This window comes from Neobacillus rhizosphaerae, from assembly GCF_937468385.1.
GTDB classification, from domain to species: Bacteria; Bacillota; Bacilli; order Bacillales; family Cytobacillaceae; genus Neobacillus; species Neobacillus rhizosphaerae.
Window position 1 is genome coordinate 249,798 of the sequence record NZ_CALBWS010000002.1, and the last position, 16,345, is coordinate 266,142.

At 38.6% G+C, this 16,345-nt stretch carries 14 protein-coding genes; 6 read left to right on the plus strand and 8 right to left on the minus strand.

The genetic code is table 11. The features are described from left to right. Positions 1–2: 2 nt before the first annotated feature. From M5A78_RS03960 to M5A78_RS03975, 4 genes are read right to left on the minus strand one after another with little or no spacing between them, the layout of a single operon-like run. Positions 3–755: a thiamine pyrophosphate-dependent enzyme gene (locus M5A78_RS03960; RefSeq protein WP_248733985.1), complete on the minus strand. Its 753-nt coding sequence runs from the start codon at positions 753–755 to the stop codon at positions 3–5. Further along, the gene (locus M5A78_RS03965; RefSeq protein ID WP_248733986.1) at positions 752–1,816 is read right to left on the minus strand and encodes a 3-methyl-2-oxobutanoate dehydrogenase subunit VorB; all 1,065 of its coding nucleotides are present in this window, start codon (positions 1,814–1,816) and stop codon (positions 752–754) included. The genes M5A78_RS03960 and M5A78_RS03965 overlap by 4 nt, the downstream gene beginning before the upstream one ends. Positions 1,817–1,835: 19 nt before the next feature. Beyond that, positions 1,836–2,066, minus strand: a complete 231-nt coding sequence (locus M5A78_RS03970; protein ID WP_248733987.1) for a 4Fe-4S dicluster domain-containing protein — start codon at positions 2,064–2,066, stop codon at positions 1,836–1,838. A 15-nt stretch (positions 2,067–2,081) separates the two neighbouring features. Beyond that, positions 2,082–2,759 (minus strand): hypothetical protein, encoded by a 678-nt coding sequence (locus tag M5A78_RS03975; RefSeq protein WP_248733988.1) that lies wholly within the window; start codon positions 2,757–2,759, stop codon positions 2,082–2,084. A gap of 254 nt (positions 2,760–3,013) precedes the next feature. On the opposite strand from M5A78_RS03975, the gene M5A78_RS03980 reads away from it, so the two are divergent. The 4 genes from M5A78_RS03980 (at position 3,014) to M5A78_RS03995 (ending at position 8,244) form a co-directional block, all read left to right on the plus strand. Then, on the plus strand, positions 3,014–5,152 hold the full coding sequence (locus M5A78_RS03980) for a YhgE/Pip domain-containing protein (RefSeq protein WP_248733989.1): 2,139 nt from the start codon (positions 3,014–3,016) through the stop codon (positions 5,150–5,152). An 83-nt stretch (positions 5,153–5,235) separates the two neighbouring features. Next, the gene (locus M5A78_RS03985) at positions 5,236–6,345 is read left to right on the plus strand and encodes a metallophosphoesterase (RefSeq protein WP_248733990.1); all 1,110 of its coding nucleotides are present in this window, start codon (positions 5,236–5,238) and stop codon (positions 6,343–6,345) included. 329 nt (positions 6,346–6,674) lie between these two features. Further along, positions 6,675–7,955 carry an ArsB/NhaD family transporter gene (locus tag M5A78_RS03990; protein WP_248733991.1) on the plus strand — a complete coding sequence of 427 codons (1,281 nt, stop codon included), beginning with the start codon at positions 6,675–6,677 and terminating at the stop codon, positions 7,953–7,955. Positions 7,956–7,965: 10 nt separating this feature from the next. Beyond that, a complete protein-coding gene (locus tag M5A78_RS03995; protein WP_248733992.1) occupies positions 7,966–8,244 on the plus strand; it encodes a hypothetical protein in 279 nt (92 codons plus the stop codon). 342 nt (positions 8,245–8,586) lie between these two features. Here M5A78_RS03995 and gndA read toward each other — a convergent pair whose 3' ends face one another. Beyond that, positions 8,587–9,999: an NADP-dependent phosphogluconate dehydrogenase gene (gndA, locus tag M5A78_RS04000; protein WP_248733993.1), complete on the minus strand. Its 1,413-nt coding sequence runs from the start codon at positions 9,997–9,999 to the stop codon at positions 8,587–8,589. A 571-nt stretch (positions 10,000–10,570) separates the two neighbouring features. Here gndA and M5A78_RS04005 point away from each other — a divergent pair. Both M5A78_RS04005 and M5A78_RS04010 read left to right on the plus strand, forming a co-directional pair. Further along, positions 10,571–12,079, plus strand: a complete 1,509-nt coding sequence (locus M5A78_RS04005; protein WP_248733994.1) for a diguanylate cyclase domain-containing protein — start codon at positions 10,571–10,573, stop codon at positions 12,077–12,079. 397 nt (positions 12,080–12,476) lie between these two features. Continuing rightward, positions 12,477–13,496, plus strand: coding sequence for a HAMP domain-containing sensor histidine kinase (locus tag M5A78_RS04010; RefSeq protein WP_319942252.1), 1,020 nt, complete (start codon positions 12,477–12,479; stop codon positions 13,494–13,496). Between the two features lie 77 nt (positions 13,497–13,573). Here the strand turns inward: M5A78_RS04010 and M5A78_RS04015 are convergent, their stop codons facing one another. From M5A78_RS04015 to M5A78_RS04025, 3 genes are all read right to left on the minus strand, one after another. Continuing rightward, positions 13,574–14,560 carry a CAP domain-containing protein gene (locus M5A78_RS04015; RefSeq protein WP_319942253.1) on the minus strand — a complete coding sequence of 329 codons (987 nt, stop codon included), beginning with the start codon at positions 14,558–14,560 and terminating at the stop codon, positions 13,574–13,576. Positions 14,561–14,832: 272 nt separating this feature from the next. Then, positions 14,833–15,570, minus strand: coding sequence for an SIS domain-containing protein (locus M5A78_RS04020; RefSeq protein ID WP_248733996.1), 738 nt, complete (start codon positions 15,568–15,570; stop codon positions 14,833–14,835). A 19-nt stretch (positions 15,571–15,589) separates the two neighbouring features. Next, on the minus strand, positions 15,590–16,312 hold the full coding sequence (locus M5A78_RS04025) for a GntR family transcriptional regulator (RefSeq protein ID WP_248733997.1): 723 nt from the start codon (positions 16,310–16,312) through the stop codon (positions 15,590–15,592). Positions 16,313–16,345: the final 33 nt, after the last annotated feature.

The window sequence follows — 16,345 nt, forward strand, 5'->3', positions numbered from 1 at the left end:
GATTATTTCCCTCCCTCTTTGTTTTTGTAAACACCAAGAGGATACACTGGCACCATATTATCCTTCACCCACTCCAGCGATTCAGCTGGATCAAGTCCCCAGTTTGTCGGGCAGGTGGATAATATCTCGACCATTGAAAAGCCTAAACCCTTTTTCTGCGTTTCAAATGCTTTTCTGATAGCCTTCTTTGTCTTCTGAATATGTGGTACATCATGTGTCGAAACCCGTTCAATATAGGCGGCTCCATCCAGTGTTGCCATCATTTCACAGACTTTAATCGGCAAACCTTGAATGCTTATATCACGCCCGAAAGGGGTTGTTGCCGTTTTTTGACCAATTAACGTTGTCGGTGCCATTTGTCCGCCGGTCATTCCATAAATGGTATTATTGACGAAAATAACTGTAATATTTTCACCTCTAGCCGCAGCGTGAATCACTTCACTAATTCCAATGGAAGCCAGGTCTCCATCGCCTTGATAAGTAAAAACAAAGCGATTTGGCAGAACCCGTTTCACCCCTGTCGCCACTGCAGGTGCTCTTCCATGTGCTGCCTGCGTCATGTCACAATTAAAATATTCATACGATAATACTGAACAGCCCACAGAGGCTACTCCAACAGTATCCTCTAAAATATCCATTTCTTCTAACACTTCACCAACGAGGCGGTGAATAACTCCATGGGTACAGCCAGGGCAGTAGTGTGTAGGCTTGTCAGTCAATCCGGTTGTTTTTTTAAAAACTGTCTTCATCGTCATATAGTTACACCTCCGGAAACGGTGATAATCTTATCGTAAATTTCTTCTTGGGTAGGGACAACACCACCGGTTCGACCATAGAAATCCACTGGAGCATGGCCACTTACAGCAAGTCTAACATCTTCAATCATTTGACCGGCACTCATTTCAACAGAAACATATGCTTTTACGTGTTCCCTTGTTTCAATAAACGGCTTTTCAGGGAAAGGCCAAAGTGAAATTGGCCTAATTAAGCCAACCTTGACTCCATCTTGCCTTGCCTTGTTTATGGCATTCATTGTAATCCTTGCTGTCGTTCCGAAGGCAACCATAATATATTCTGCATCGTCAATATGATAGGTTTCATAGCGCACTTCATTTTCCTTTATACGAGCGAATTTTTGCTGAAGATTCCTATTTCTCAACTCAAGACTCTCGGCATCAAGTTCAAGAGAAGTAATAATTTTCGGACCCCCATCACCGCGTGTGCCTGTTGTCGCCCATTCCTTCTTACACTGCTCCGTATCAGAACGTTCGCTAAACTCAACAGGCTCCATCATTTGCCCAAGCATACCATCGCCCATCAAAATCACCGGTGTCCGATAACGGTCGGCAATATCAAAAGCATCCTGGGTCAATTCAACGATTTCCTGTAGGCTGGCTGGCGCTAAAACAGGGATATTGTAATCCCCGTGGCCTCCGCCCTTTGTTACTTGAAAATAATCTGATTGTGCCGGTTGAATATTTCCTAATCCTGGCCCGCCGCGTACGATATTACAAATAACAGCAGGAAGCTCAGAACCGACTAAATAGGAAATTCCCTCCTGCTTTAAACTAAAGCCTGGGCTTGAAGAAGAGGTCATGACCCTGACACCGGTACTCGCTGCACCATAGACCATATTTATTGCGGCAATTTCACTCTCAGCTTGCAAAAACAATCCACCTACTTCTGGCAGCCTTCTTGCCATATAGGCTACAAGCTCACTTTGCGGCGTAATTGGATAGCCGAAAAAGTATTTACAGCCTGCATGTACCGCCGCCTCTGCAATCACTTCATTTCCTTTCATTAACACTTTCCCCATACAAAAAACTCCCTTCCAATCACACAGTTTGCAAGATTTTAACCGGTCGATAGACAGCGATTACAGCATCTGGGCATATTTGTGCACACTTGGCACAGCTAATACAGTTTTCCTGATCAACAACGGATGCCGGTCGGTACCCTTTTCCGTTTAAATAATCTGCCAGAAAAATAACATTTGTCGGACATACTTGAACACAAAGTCCGCAGGATTTACAAGTGTCCTCATTAAAAACGACTTTTTTCTCCATGTGGAAGCAACTCCTTTAACTTTCCCAAGGTAATTTCATATACCGTTTGATAAATACGACTTGATTATTTTTCGCAAAGTCTTCGGCTTCTTTTTTTAAATGTGCCGATATTGTTGTGTATAAAAAGGGAATATCCAGCTCATCAGCTAAACGACTGCTTAACTGATAGCCTCTTTGAATATCATTCATCGTTGTATCAGCGCCTATATTTGAATTATTAATAATTCCCGTTATCTTTAAGCGAGAGGCCTTTTCAATCTGTTCAACCGTATATCGGGCCCCATCAACTGAACTGACATACGGGCGATTCCCATTTAGGACAAACAGTAATTCCGGGTTTAAATCCTTCCATTCGTGATAATATTGTCCCAAAGCAGTTGCCCCGTCTTTATCGCCACCAGCATCGACGATTAACCGGTACCTAGGATCGTGCAGCACACGATAAATTTCACCGGATACGATGGGAAGATCGGCAGCAGCAAGCCGATTCTTCGGAGCAAGTAATTCAACATCATGTTGTTGAAAGATATTGGCTACATCTCTTGAGCGATAATAAGGATTTATAATATCTAAATCATTTATCGCTGTTTTTTCGAATTTCTTTCTTTCTGCTAATGCTAAATTTATCGCAATCTCTGTTTTCCCACTTCCAAAGTGGCCAGACAAAATCGTAATTTTACTTAATGAATTCAACTGCCTTTGTCGCTCCTTCCATTGTTATATGTAAGCGTTTCCAATGGAAACTTCTGAAAAATTACGAATATCCCTTTATCCGATTATAAAATATCTAAAATAATAGCGCTTTGACCAAAGTCACACTTCACTGGATTGTAATAATTCAAAAAGCGAAAAAAGAAGTTCCATAGAACTTAAATCTATCAAGTATCAAGTACAAAATCAGGCAGATAATAATGTCATAAATCAAGAATTATTAGGTGGTTATACATATGAGGAAGGTTTTACAAATTTATCGGGATGATCTACTGAGCATTACAACGAACTGGGCTGCAATGGTGATAATTATTGCATTAATGGTGCTCCCATCTCTTTACGCTTGGTTTAATATCAAAGCCTCTTGGGATCCATACGGAAATACAAAGGGAATTCAAATCGCCGTTTCCAATGATGATGTCGGTACAGTCATAAAAGGAAAAAATGTTAATATCGGAAGAGAAATTATGAAGTCACTAAAAGACAATAAATCGCTTGGCTGGAGATTTGTCGAAACGATTGAAGCGACCCAAGGAGTAGAGCGAGGTAAATATTTTGCAAGCATAACCGTACCCAAAGATTTCTCAGAAAAAATCGCGACAATACTCAGTGATAACCCCGAAAAGCCAGAGCTTATTTATGTAGTGAATGAAAAAATAAATGCAATTGCTCCGAAAATAACCGCAACAGGAGCAACAGGAATAAAAGATGAAATAAGCAAGAATTTCATTAAAACAGCAAATGGGGTTATTTTTGATATTTTTAATCAGCTAGGAATCGAGCTCCAAAGAAACCTACCAGATATTGAAAAGCTGAAAGCAATGATTTTTTGGCTGAATGACCACCTAACTGAAGCTGAAACTATTATTAATACCGCAAACACGGATGCTGTCCAAGCTCAAAAAATCATCGCCGATTTACAAAACAATATTTCGGAAGTGGAAGGCATTATTAATCGAAGCCGCGAACTTTCCGAAAAAATCACAATGTTTCTTGATAGCAACAAAGATGCAATTTCAAACCTTGCTCCCACCGTTAAACAAAATTTAATCTATCTAGAGCAAACAGCAGGAGCTGTCGAGCAAATTACCGGAGTTCTATTATCAACAACAGCAAGTGCCGAAGATAAAAAAAAGGCTCTCGACGATGCAATCTTCCGTTTAAATACCTTGATAAAGATAGAAACTCTTTTTATCAATCTATTTGAAAAACTAAATGGCTTAGGAAACAGTGCCCTCTTGACTGAGGAGCTGGCAACATTAAACCAACAAAAGAACTCTGCTGAAAAGCTATTGAATAATTTAAAAACAATTCTCGCACTAGAAACACCATCACAGGCATTATTGGAAAGTTCCAATCAAATATCAAGAGACATTACCACTTCCCTTGGGCAAATTTTAAATAGGTTCGATGGACAAATTGCTCCGAAAATTCAACAATTAAGCGATACAGTGAAAAAAATACCAACAAAAGCTAACGAAGTGTTTACCAAAGCAGATGAGACGCTGCCACAAGTAAAGAAAATTCTGAACGATGCCTCGAAAGGAATCACGATTGGGCAAAGAGACATCGCCTTGATAAAAAAGGACTTCCCTACCTTAAAACAAAAGATCAGCGCCATTGCCAACCAAATTCACGAATTTGAAAAATCAGAAGATATTCGTGGGATTATTGATTTGTTACGAAACGATGTACAAAAAGAAAGTGATTTTTTTGCTGAGCCCGTCCTTGTCAAAGAAAAACGACTTTTTCCAATTCCTAATTACGGCTCCGCCATGTCGCCCTTTTTTACTACATTAGCATTATGGGTCGGCGCAATGCTGTTAATTTCCTTAATTTCTGTAGAATTAAAGGAATTGCCAAAAAACTATCATCCGAATCATCTTTATTTAGGAAGATTTTTAATCTTTTTGACGATTTCCTTAGGTCAATCTATTATCGTCACATTAGGTGATATCTATCTGCTAAAGACATATGTTGCTGCAAAACTATGGTTTATCCTATTCGCATTGCTCATTAGTGCTTTATTTATGTTAATTACCTATACGTTAGTTTCGATTTTTGGCAATGTCGGTAAGGGTCTGGCAATTGTTTTCCTTGTTTTGCAAATCTCCGGGGCAGGAGGAACCTTTCCAATCCAAGTGATGCCCGCCTTTTTTCAAAAGCTCAATCCCTATCTACCGTTTACCTATGCCATTAGTCTCATGAGAGAAGCGACCGGAGGAATTCAATGGGATGTTGCCAAAAGAGACCTGACTGTTTTTCTTTTTATTGCCTTCATCACCTTACTATTTGGCCTCGTCTTTAAGGGACCCATTGAAAAATATGGCGGCGGTCTAAAAAGGAAAACACAAGAAAGCAGACTTATCCACTAAAACAGCTTCGATCACATACTTCTTATTTAATAAACGAATACTACTATTACCTTACAAGATAGATCATCTAGGAGGTTAGCTTAGTGCCAAGAAAAAGGATTTTTTTCTTACTAGTTACACTTATTCTTTATTGGCATTTGTTCCCTTCTTTTTCAAATGCCGAAGAGAAGACTCAAGGAATAGTTGATTTACGAATTCTCGAAACGACAGACCTGCATGCGGATTTAGTTAATTACGATTATTATCAGACACAGACAGATCATCGGGTTGGCCTAGTCAAAACAGCCACACTGATCCATCAAGCAAGGAAGGAAACTAAGAATTCCTTATTATTTGATGTCGGTGACCATTTAAAAGGGAATCCTCTCGGAGAGTATTTAGCAAGAATTCGAGGAATGCATAAAGGAAAAGTTCATCCGGTTTATCGTGCTTTTAATTATTTAGCCTATGATGCCATCGCCATCGGTAATCACGAATTTAACTACGGGCTAAAATTCTTAAATGTTGCTTTGAAGGGTGCGAACATGCCTGTAATTAATGCCAATGTTTATTCTGTAAAAAAAAATAAACCATACTTTATGCCCTATGTCATTTTGAAAAGAAACGTAGTTGACCTAAGTGGCGCCCATCATGAACTAAAGGTTGGCGTAATAGGCTTCATGCCTACACAAATAATGAGCTGGGACCGGGCCAATCTTGAAGGGAAGGTCTTTGCTAAACCAATCGTCGATGCGGCGAAAGAATTTGTACCGGCCATGAAAGCTGAAGGAGCCGATATCATCATTGCCCTTGCCCACACAGGCATCAGCAATGAACCCTATAACCCCGACACCGAAAATGCTGTCTATTATTTAACTCAAATCCCGGGCATTGATGCCATACTGGCTGGGCATTCACACAGTGTTTTTCCTGGACCTGTTTATGAAAAACTGCCTAATACAAATATAGATACAGGAGAAATCAATGGAAAACCTGTTGTCATGGCAGGTGCCTTTGGGAATCGTCTCGGAATTATTGATCTCCAGATTGAATATACGGCAGGAAAGTGGAAGGTTGTAAAGGGAACATCTTTGACAAGATCTATTGCCGATGAAAACGGTAAACCCCTTGTAAAAAAAGATAAACGTTTATTTAAATTAGTGAAACCAGAGCATGAAGAAACAGTTGATTTTATCAGAAAAATAGGGCTTTAATCGAGAAAACTTCGACGGAATTTTCTGAAACTCTTTTGCTTTACATCTCAAGAATCCTTTTATAAAATAAAGTAGATAATAAATATGGTGAATTATGGTGGAGTCTGTCAATACGGACTCCTTTTGTAATTTTTTTAAATCACCATATAAGGTGAAACTTCGATCTGTGGGGGGATTTTTCGATCCCCACTGATTGTTAGTTGAACCAATCGGGCTTTTTCGGGCAGTTAATCCCCCACTAATCCTTATTCGTTCCTTTAAAGACTTTTTAAGTGGGGGTCTTACTGCCCGTTAATGCGGGATAAATATTTGGGAGAAGAGGTCGGTAAATGTCAACACAAGCTATCATTGCAATAGGTGTATTTCTTATTACTTATGCTTTTATCGTTACAGAAAAGATCCACCGCACCATCATTGCGATGGCCGGCGGAATCATGATGGTTTTATTAGGGATTGTCGGTCAAGAAGAGGCACTCCATCATATTGATTTTAATACTCTCGGATTGTTGACAGGAATGATGATTATTGTTGCGATAACCGCCGAGACAGGTTTGTTCAAATACATTGCCATCTGGGCTGCAAAGAAAGTAAAAGGCGATCCATTAAAAATATTGGTGGTTCTGGCGATTATTACTGCCCTTGGTTCGGCATTTTTAGATAATGTCACCACAGTCCTGTTAATGGTTCCTGTAACCTTCAGTATCACAAGACAGTTAAGAGTAAATCCTATCCCTTTTTTAATTACAGAGGTTATTGCTTCAAATATTGGCGGAACTTCTACACTCATCGGTGACCCGCCGAATATTATGCTAGGCAGCGCCGTGAAAGAGCTTACCTTTATGGCGTTTATCAACAATCTTACAGCCATTTCATTTTTTATTCTATTTGTTAATATCGCAATATTAGCTTTCATTTATCGGAAACAGCTTCGAACATCTTCCGAATTAAAGGCAAATCTCATGGATTTAGACGAAAAAGAGGAAATTACTGACAAGACCCTATTAATGAAGTCGTTAATTGCTCTTACAGTCACTATTTTAGGCTTCTTCCTGCATCAATTGCTTCATATTGAGTCAGCAACAGTAGCGTTAACAGGTGCTTTTCTGTTACTTCTATTAACAGGAGAAAAATATTTGGATAAAGCTTTTTTAAAGGTAGAATGGACCACCATCTTCTTCTTTATCGGACTATTCGTTCTCGTCTCAGGCTTGATTGAAACAGGGGTCATTTCATTGTTAGCAGATTACTCTGTTCACCTTACCGGAGGAGATGTAACATCTACCTCGATCTTAATTCTATGGGTAAGTGCGATTGCATCTGCATTTATTGACAATATTCCATTTGTGGCAACCATGATCCCAATGATTAAAGACATGGGAGAACTTGGAATTAACAATTTAGAACCGCTGTGGTGGAGTTTATCACTCGGTGCTTGCCTTGGCGGTAACGGAACATTAATTGGTGCTAGTGCCAATGTAATTGTTGCTGGGCTTGCAGCGAAGGAAGGGCATTCGATCACTTTCGGAAAATTCTTATTAGTCGCCTTTCCATTAATGATCCTATCGATCATAATCTGTACAGTCTATATCTACTTAAGATATTTAGTTTAGGAGGAGAATAATGAACGTAGAATATAAATATGATGAAAATCTTCTCGAACTGAAAGAATTCGTTAACGGGGATGATATCGAATTCTTGATTACCTTGCATGATAGTAAACTAAAGGAAAAAATCGTAAAAGTTCGAGAATTTTTTGAAGAAAATAGGGTCTTAACAGATATCCATTATTACATCCATCCTAATAACAGATATCAAGTAATCGTTAGAAAAGACTATTATAATGAATTTATCATCCAATTATTTAGGCAACAATTAGTAAAAGAACTAATATGGGTCTAAAGAACAAAAGGCGGAAGCGCCCGTTTAGCGGCGTATGGACTGGAGCGCTTTGACTGAGATAAAGGAAACACGGAGAGCATAGCGATTCGATGTTGACTTATCGTAGGGAAAAGAGCGAAGTCCACTAGCCGCTGGGCGCTGGAGCTGGATTCAGATAACTATTTCAAGTTATCAACACTAAATTATTTTATAATTTCCTATACAAATATAAAAGTTGCTGCTTAGAGAATTCTAGCAGCAACTTTTTGCAATCTAAATTATTTTATTCTTTAACAATTTAGACCAAAATAGGGGCACCCCATGCATTAAATAGGTTGGGCTGTCTTTGTTTTAGGTTTCACTTTATTCCATCCAGTTTGTATGGAAGACTCCTTCCTTATCAGTTCGTTGATAAGTATGGGCACCAAAATAATCGCGCTGTGCCTGTAGAAGATTTGCCGGGAGTGTTTCCGCACGATAGCTGTCATAGTAAGCGATGGCACTTGCAAATGAAGGTACTGGAATTCCACGTTCTATTGCTACAGCCAGAACCTGACGTAATGCACTTTGATAGCTTTCAACAATTTCTTGAAAGTAAGGGTCTAATAAAAGGTTGGCTAATTCAGGATCACGATCATAGGCATCTTTAATTTTTTGTAGGAACTGTGCACGAATGATACATCCGCCGCGGAAAATCATCGCAATATCACCATAATGAAGATTCCAATCGTACGCTTCTGATGCTGCACGCATTTGCGCAAACCCTTGTGCGTAGGAACAAATTTTACTCATATACAAGGCTTTACGGATTGCTTCAATTAACTCTTCTTTATTCCCACCAAAAGGCTTTATATCTGGCCCTTTCAGCACCTTGCTGGCCTTCACACGTTCATCCTTCATTGCTGAGATAAAGCGGGCAAATACCGATTCTGTGATGAGCGGAAGTGGTACACCTAAATCTAAAGCATTTTGGCTTGTCCACTTGCCAGTCCCTTTTTGGCCAGCAGTATCTAAAATCACATCTACCAGTGGCTTTCCTGTTTCTTCATCTGTTTTTGTAAAAATATCTGCGGTAATTTCAATTAAATAGCTGTCTAATTCACCTTTATTCCATTCTGAGAATACTTTATGAAGTTCCTCTGCACCTAAGCCAAGACTATTTTTCAAGATAAAATATGCCTCTGAGATTAATTGCATATCACCATATTCAATTCCGTTATGAACCATTTTTACATAATGACCTGCACCATTTGGCCCGATATATGTACAACAAGCATCACCGTTCACTTTTGCAGATATCGCCTCGAGGATGGGGTGAACAAGATCGTATGCTTCCCTTTTTCCTCCAGGCATGATTGAAGGACCATTAAGAGCCCCCTCTTCCCCACCAGATACGCCAGTCCCGATAAAATGGAACCCAGCTGTTTCTAATTCCTTATTCCGCCTAATCGTATCTTGAAAGAACGTATTTCCACCATCGATAAGAATATCACCTTCTTCAAGATAAGGCTTTAATGATTCGATCGTAGCATCTGTTGCCGAGCCTGCTTTTACCATTAATAAGATTTTTCTTGGCTTTTCTAAAGAATTCACAAATTCTTCAACCTCTTTGGCACCAACAAAGTTTTTTCCCGCTGCTTCATTCTTTAAAAATGCTTCTGTTTTATCATATGAACGGTTGAAGACAGCTACAGAATAGCCTCGGCTTTCAATATTTAGTGCAAGGTTTTTTCCCATAACAGCCAAACCTATTACACCAATTTGTTGTTTAGACATTTTTCATTCCCTCTTTCTTTTTTCATGTTTAGTAAGTGAAAAAGCTCATTCATAGTAGATTACCTCAGGAATTCCATACAGGTAGCTTTTCCAATCATCTGTCGCTGCAATAACAACTTCCCTCATTCATTCGGAAGACTTACTTTAACCTCGTATCTTCTGAGGTCTCTACAAAGTAGTGTACCTTACCAACCAGTACCTAACAACGGTTACGTCTTGAAGGTATGAAAAAGGAATTGTATATTTTTTCTCCTAACACCTAAAAACCGGAATAATTGAAAAATCTGAAAGTAATATTCTTGCTTTTTTCTTTGTAAACACCAAGAATTCGTTTTATTATGCCCTAACATAAGGAGAGAAGTCACTCATTGGCTGACTCTATTTATTGCTAAATTGGGTAAACCATCCACTTAATTTTCCCCATCATCTATTTCAGTCACTTAATGTAAATGTATTAAAATGTGTTTTGTCATATATATCAAATTTATTGTATACTTGGAAAGTATGAGATTTAATTCATAGGAAATATTATACTGCTATAGCTGCTCAAGTTCATTCCAGGAGAATAATTATGGTAAAAGATTTTGTCTCAAATGCCACACTATTAATCGCTTCCTTCTCAATGTTGGGATTGATATTTAAAAATAAACCATTGCACTTTTCATCCCCCTTATCAACTAGAATATATTGGGGACTTTGTTTTGGAATTCTTGGAAACATTTTAATGTCTTTTAGCATTCAAGTGGACTCAAGGAGCATCGCCGATTTGCGCCACTTGGCGATAGTAATCGCAGCCGCTTTTGGCGGATATGTCCCGGCAATGATTTCAGCTGTCCTTATTGCGATAGGAAGGATTGTCCTTTCAGGCTTTAGTGAAACATCTCTACTTCCATCTCTTGGTTCCCTTTTAATTGGAATCACATGTGGTGGGATTTCACTGCTGCACTTTAATCGTGCTTTAAAAGCTTTTTTAATGAATCTTTGTGGACTGTTCATTATATCCATCATGTTCATAATGATAATTGACGATAAAGAAATCCTTAAACATGTTTTAACTATCCATTATCTTATTTCATTAATTGGCGGTTTTATCGCCTATCATTTTTTTGTGTTTGTCGTCGATTCAAACGATGCACACAATCAATTGAAACATAGTGTTATCAAATTAAAAGAAACAGAAGAACGGTTTCGATTAATTGCTGAATATTCGAGTGATATGATAACCATGCACAATGAAAGGACTGAATATATTTACATTTCACCGGCAGTAAAAGAGATCATTCATTTTGAATACCCTGAACTGCTCGGAAAAAAAATGGAATATTTTATTCATCCCGATGATATTGAGCGAACGAATGAAATGTTTGAAAGAGCACTCCATAAAGGAGTAGCTGAATCCACTTACCGCTACTGTTCAAAATTGGGGGACTATGTTTGGATTGAATCAACACTAAAGAGTGTTCATTTTCAAGAAGATGGAAGCAAAAAAGTCATTATTGTTTCGCGAAATATTACCGATCGAAAACTAACAGAACAAAAATTACAAGAAGCCAATGAGTTACTAAATCGTTTATCCTATATGGATGGTTTAACAGGCATCGCCAATAGAAGATATTTTGATGAAACACTGGCAAAAGAATGGTTAAACTCGTTTTCAGCCAATTCACCGATCACCTTACTGATGTTCGATATTGACTACTTTAAAAAGTTCAATGATACATACGGACACTTAACAGGAGACTTTTGCTTACAATCGATTGCTCAAGCCATTAAAAAAATAATTACAGAAGCCCTTGGATATACACTTTGCCGTTATGGCGGCGAAGAATTTGCCATCATCCTGCCTGCTTCCAATATAGAGGAAGGAATTAAGCTTGCCCATCAGATTCAAGAGACGATAGGGTCACTTAAGATTCCTCATAGCAGCTCGGAAATTGCTGATTTTGTCACCTTAAGTATTGGACTAGCCTCTTTGATTCCGACTTCATCTTCTAAATCGCAGGAGTTAATTAAAATGGCTGATTCAGCTCTTTATTTATCAAAAACAAAAGGTAGAAATTCTATCTCAATCAATCAATAAAGGCCAGGAAGGATTAGTCCATGTTAACCCTTCCTGGCCTTTTTTTCATTTATTCCACGCTTTTTCGTTTTTTTCAAACTATTATGCAAATTTTGTTGTTTTTTGTGGAAAATACATGTAAAATTTCCATAACAGCCCCATTAGGATGGTGAAGATAATGGAAATTACTCAACACCTTTTCTTAAATCTCTCCATAATAATCATTCTATTATTTTTTTGTTTCATATTTTTCGAAAGGAATAAAATGTTTACTCTGCCTAAAACCTCGATTGTTATAATTTTTTTCGTCATTATATGGATCTGCATTCAATTCTCCTATAATCCGATTTCTTATGCCAGGTATGATTTACAGATTATACCTTTGGTCATTGGCGGCTTCTATTTTGGGGTTGGCCCGATGCTTGTATTAGCAACCATTATCATAAGATTCTTCTATGGAGTCAATTTGGGCTTCTACCAAACAGTCATTCTTTATGGTTCATTCGCACTGGTCGTTTGGCGGTTATACCCTTGGTTTTGGCAACAAGCTCCGATACGGAGAATACTAGTTTCAGTTTGTAATGGAATGGCGCTTGGAATACTTACGGTTTTAGGGATGAGGTTATACAATACCCCCACCTACTGGCTGGATGCCTGGTTAGCTTATTTAGTAATCCCTGCACTCGGAATTGGCATCATTTCCTATTTAATAGAAATATATAAAAGAAATAATAAAATGAGGCAGCAGCTGATTAAATCAGAAAAATTAAAAGCAGTTGAACAAATGGGAGCAGCAATTTCTCATGAGATTCGAAACCCTCTCACTGCAGCAATCGGATTTGTTCAGCTGCTCGAAGATGATTATCTTTCCAGACAAAAAAGAAAAGAATACCTTTCTATTGTAAAGGAAGAACTGCATTCTGCTGAAAAGGTTATTCAAGATTATTTAACATTTGTAAAACCCTCTATATCGTTGTCAGAGGAGATTAATGTAAAGAGTGAACTGAGACAGATTATTAAACTCCTCCAACCATTAGCAAATCAAAATTCAGTGGAGATATTAACAGATTTTTCTATCATTGGTTTTATAAAGGGAGACCCTCAGAATTTTCATCAATGTTTAATCAATGTAATGAAAAATGCAATTGAAGCTATGCCGCGTGGAGGGTATTTAACCATCTCCACGGAATATAATCAGAACTATATTACCATTACAGTGAAGGATTCAGGAATAGGGATGACGAGAGAACAACTCGAACGACTTGGTGAGCCTTTTTATTCGACAAAAGGGAAAAATGGTACTGGTCTTGGAATGATGGTAGTTTATAGCATTGTCCGTGCGATGGATGGAATGATTGATGTGGAAAGTGAAGTTGGGTATGGAACGATTATTCAATTTGAATTTCCAACCATAACGTCCATATTAAAAGTGCGATAGGAAAGAACCGACGGAAGAATGGAATATCCCGTCGGTTCTTTGATTTCTGGCAGATTTCATTAAAAATCCATCTGAACTTATTTGCCAATAAACATTTGTGACCAATGTTTCCCTGTATCTTCAAAGCCAACCCCTATATGTGTAAAATTTGCGCTAAGAATATTTTTTCGGTGTCCTTCACTGTTCATCCAAGCAGTAACGACTTCTTGCGGCGTCCGCTGTCCTTGTGCAATATTTTCACCTGCAGATTTATAGGTCACGCCAAAATCTCTCATCATGTCAAACGGTGAGCCATAACTAGGACTTGTATGTGAAAAATAATGGTTTTGCTGCATATCGAGCGCTTTCTTTTGAGCAACACTGTTTAACTGAGTGTCTGCTTTTAATGCAGGAAGGCCATTTTTACTTCTCTCGCTATTCGTTAGATTGATGACTTGTTGTACATATTGACTAACTGTTCCAGTGGCAGGTGCAGTAGTTTGTGTCTTTGCCGGTTGATTTGGGGCAGGCACCGTTTGTTTAGGAGCTGTCTGCGGCAAAGGCTGAGTTTTGTTAGGAACCGTCTGCTGTGGTGCCGTTTGCTGTGGCGTCGTTTGCTGTGGCACAGTATGCTGTACCGGTGCTTTTGCAGTCGGTGTTTGCTGCTGAAAATATGGTGGAACTTGTTGAGTAGCTCCGGACTGGAGCCAATTACCTTGTCGTGGATCAATCGTAATGAATTGGTATTTTGCATCCTGCATTAACACCGCTCTTGTATGCGGATATTGATCACTGTTCGTCGTTGTTTGATAAGCTGAGATCATATCGTCCTTTTTCCTATTTCCACGATAATTATCATTAAACAAATTTAGATCATCCACGTTCCTGTTCCGATAATTCTCAGTCAACGGTCCATTATGATCAATGCCATTATTGTATCGAACATCCATGATTTGGTTGTTTCTTTTACTTGTATCCATCCCTATCCTATCAGTAGTACGGTCATTAATATTATTTTTATTACAAGCAGCTAGTCCCATTGTCAGAACTGCTGTTAGTAGGACACCAACAGGTTTTTTTATCAATCGAACTTCCTCCTTTTGCAAAAAAATCTCTTGCCTTTTTATTTTTTATTTTTTCAGGAGAAAGTATGACTGGAAATTAACGTATATAAAAAAAGTAGAACCTCCGGTTTAACTGTGTACGGACTCGGCCACATTAACTGAGATAAAGGAAACATGGTGAGTGAAGCGAGCCGATCTTGACTAACCTTAGGGAATGGTAAAAAACCAACAGCTGCAATAAGCATCTGTTGGCTTCTTTAAAGATAAAATCCGTATGGCTTATAAGAAAATATTTATTTTTCAAGTAGTGGGATTCTGCTTTTGTATTTAAGAATGATCTGACGATTGTGCTCCACAGCCCCATCAGCATTGCTACTTTTAAAAATTGGCGGAGTAAAGTTATTTTCAACCATAATATTAATGGCGTCAACCATAATGGCATTAACAATCGCTGTTCCAACAACTGTTGAACCGGAGCCAAAGGAAACGTCCAACCATTCATGCTCCATGAGTGCATCGCCGACCTTAATATGGTTATCAATCGCAAGGTCCCCTGCTTGAGAAAGGAACTTTCCACTTTTGTGCCTCGAATCTACACCTTTGGTATATAGCAGTGATGAAATCGTTATGACAAAAGCACCCTGTTTTTTAGCGAAGTCCGCCACATCAATAGGAACCGGATTTCTGCCTGAGGTTGAAGCAACAAGAACCACATCTCCAGATTGAATGGATAAATTCCCTAAGAATTGCTCTGCAAAATCAGCTTTTTGTTCGAATTGCGATGAACGAACAGCCCCTTTATGGAGCATTATATCCTCAATAAGGATTGGGTTAATTGGGGCAAGTCCTCCTGCTCGGTAAAAGAGTTCCTCAGCCAGCATATGGGAATGACCGCAGCCAAAAACATGGACAATTCCATCCGCTTGAATGCACTGAGCTATTTTTTTTGCGGCAATATTAATGTTCTCATTTTCTTCCGTTTCAATGGTATCTAATAAATCCTTAAGATTTTTAAAATAAACATCGAACATGTGATATCCTCCAAATTTACTACCGTTTCATCTGAATCATAAATTTATAACGGTCAGCACGATAAGCTGATTTTACAAATTCAACAGGGGTTCCATCTTTAAGATAGGTATTTCTTTGAATCAGCATTACTGATGCCCCTTTAGCGATGCTTAAATATTTTGCTTCAATAGGACTTGCAATTGATGATTCAATGACCTGCGATGCACTATCAATTCTTAAGTTTAACTTTCCTTCAATGTATGCATATAGAGATTGATTCACAATCTGTTCTGTTAGTCCTTTGACGAGATTGGCGGAAATATAATTTGTTTCTAGTGCCATTGGGACACCATCTGCTAAGCGAATTCGTTTGATTTCATACACGGGTCCATACTCAGGAATAGAGAGCTGCCCGGCGATTTGACTTGTTGCGGGAATTATTTCAAAGTGGATTAATTGACTCCCCGGCGTAAGTCCTCTTGCTTTCATGTCTTCTGTAAAGCTAGTTAATCCTTGAAGTGGTTGTTCAATTTTTCGCTCTGCAACGAAAGTTCCCTTTCCTTGCAAACGATGTAAATACCCTTCATTTACCAGTTGAGTGAAAGCCTGTCTGACCGTCATACGGCTAATTTGATATTTTTCCGCATATTCTCTTTCGGCGGGCAAAGAATCACCAGGAAGTAACTCGCCCTTTTCAATTCGTTCCTTAATTTGTTCTTCAAGCTGGTAGTAAATGGGGATTGGGGAATTCTTATCAATCATTCTCCTTCCTACACCTTCCTATTTAAACTGTGG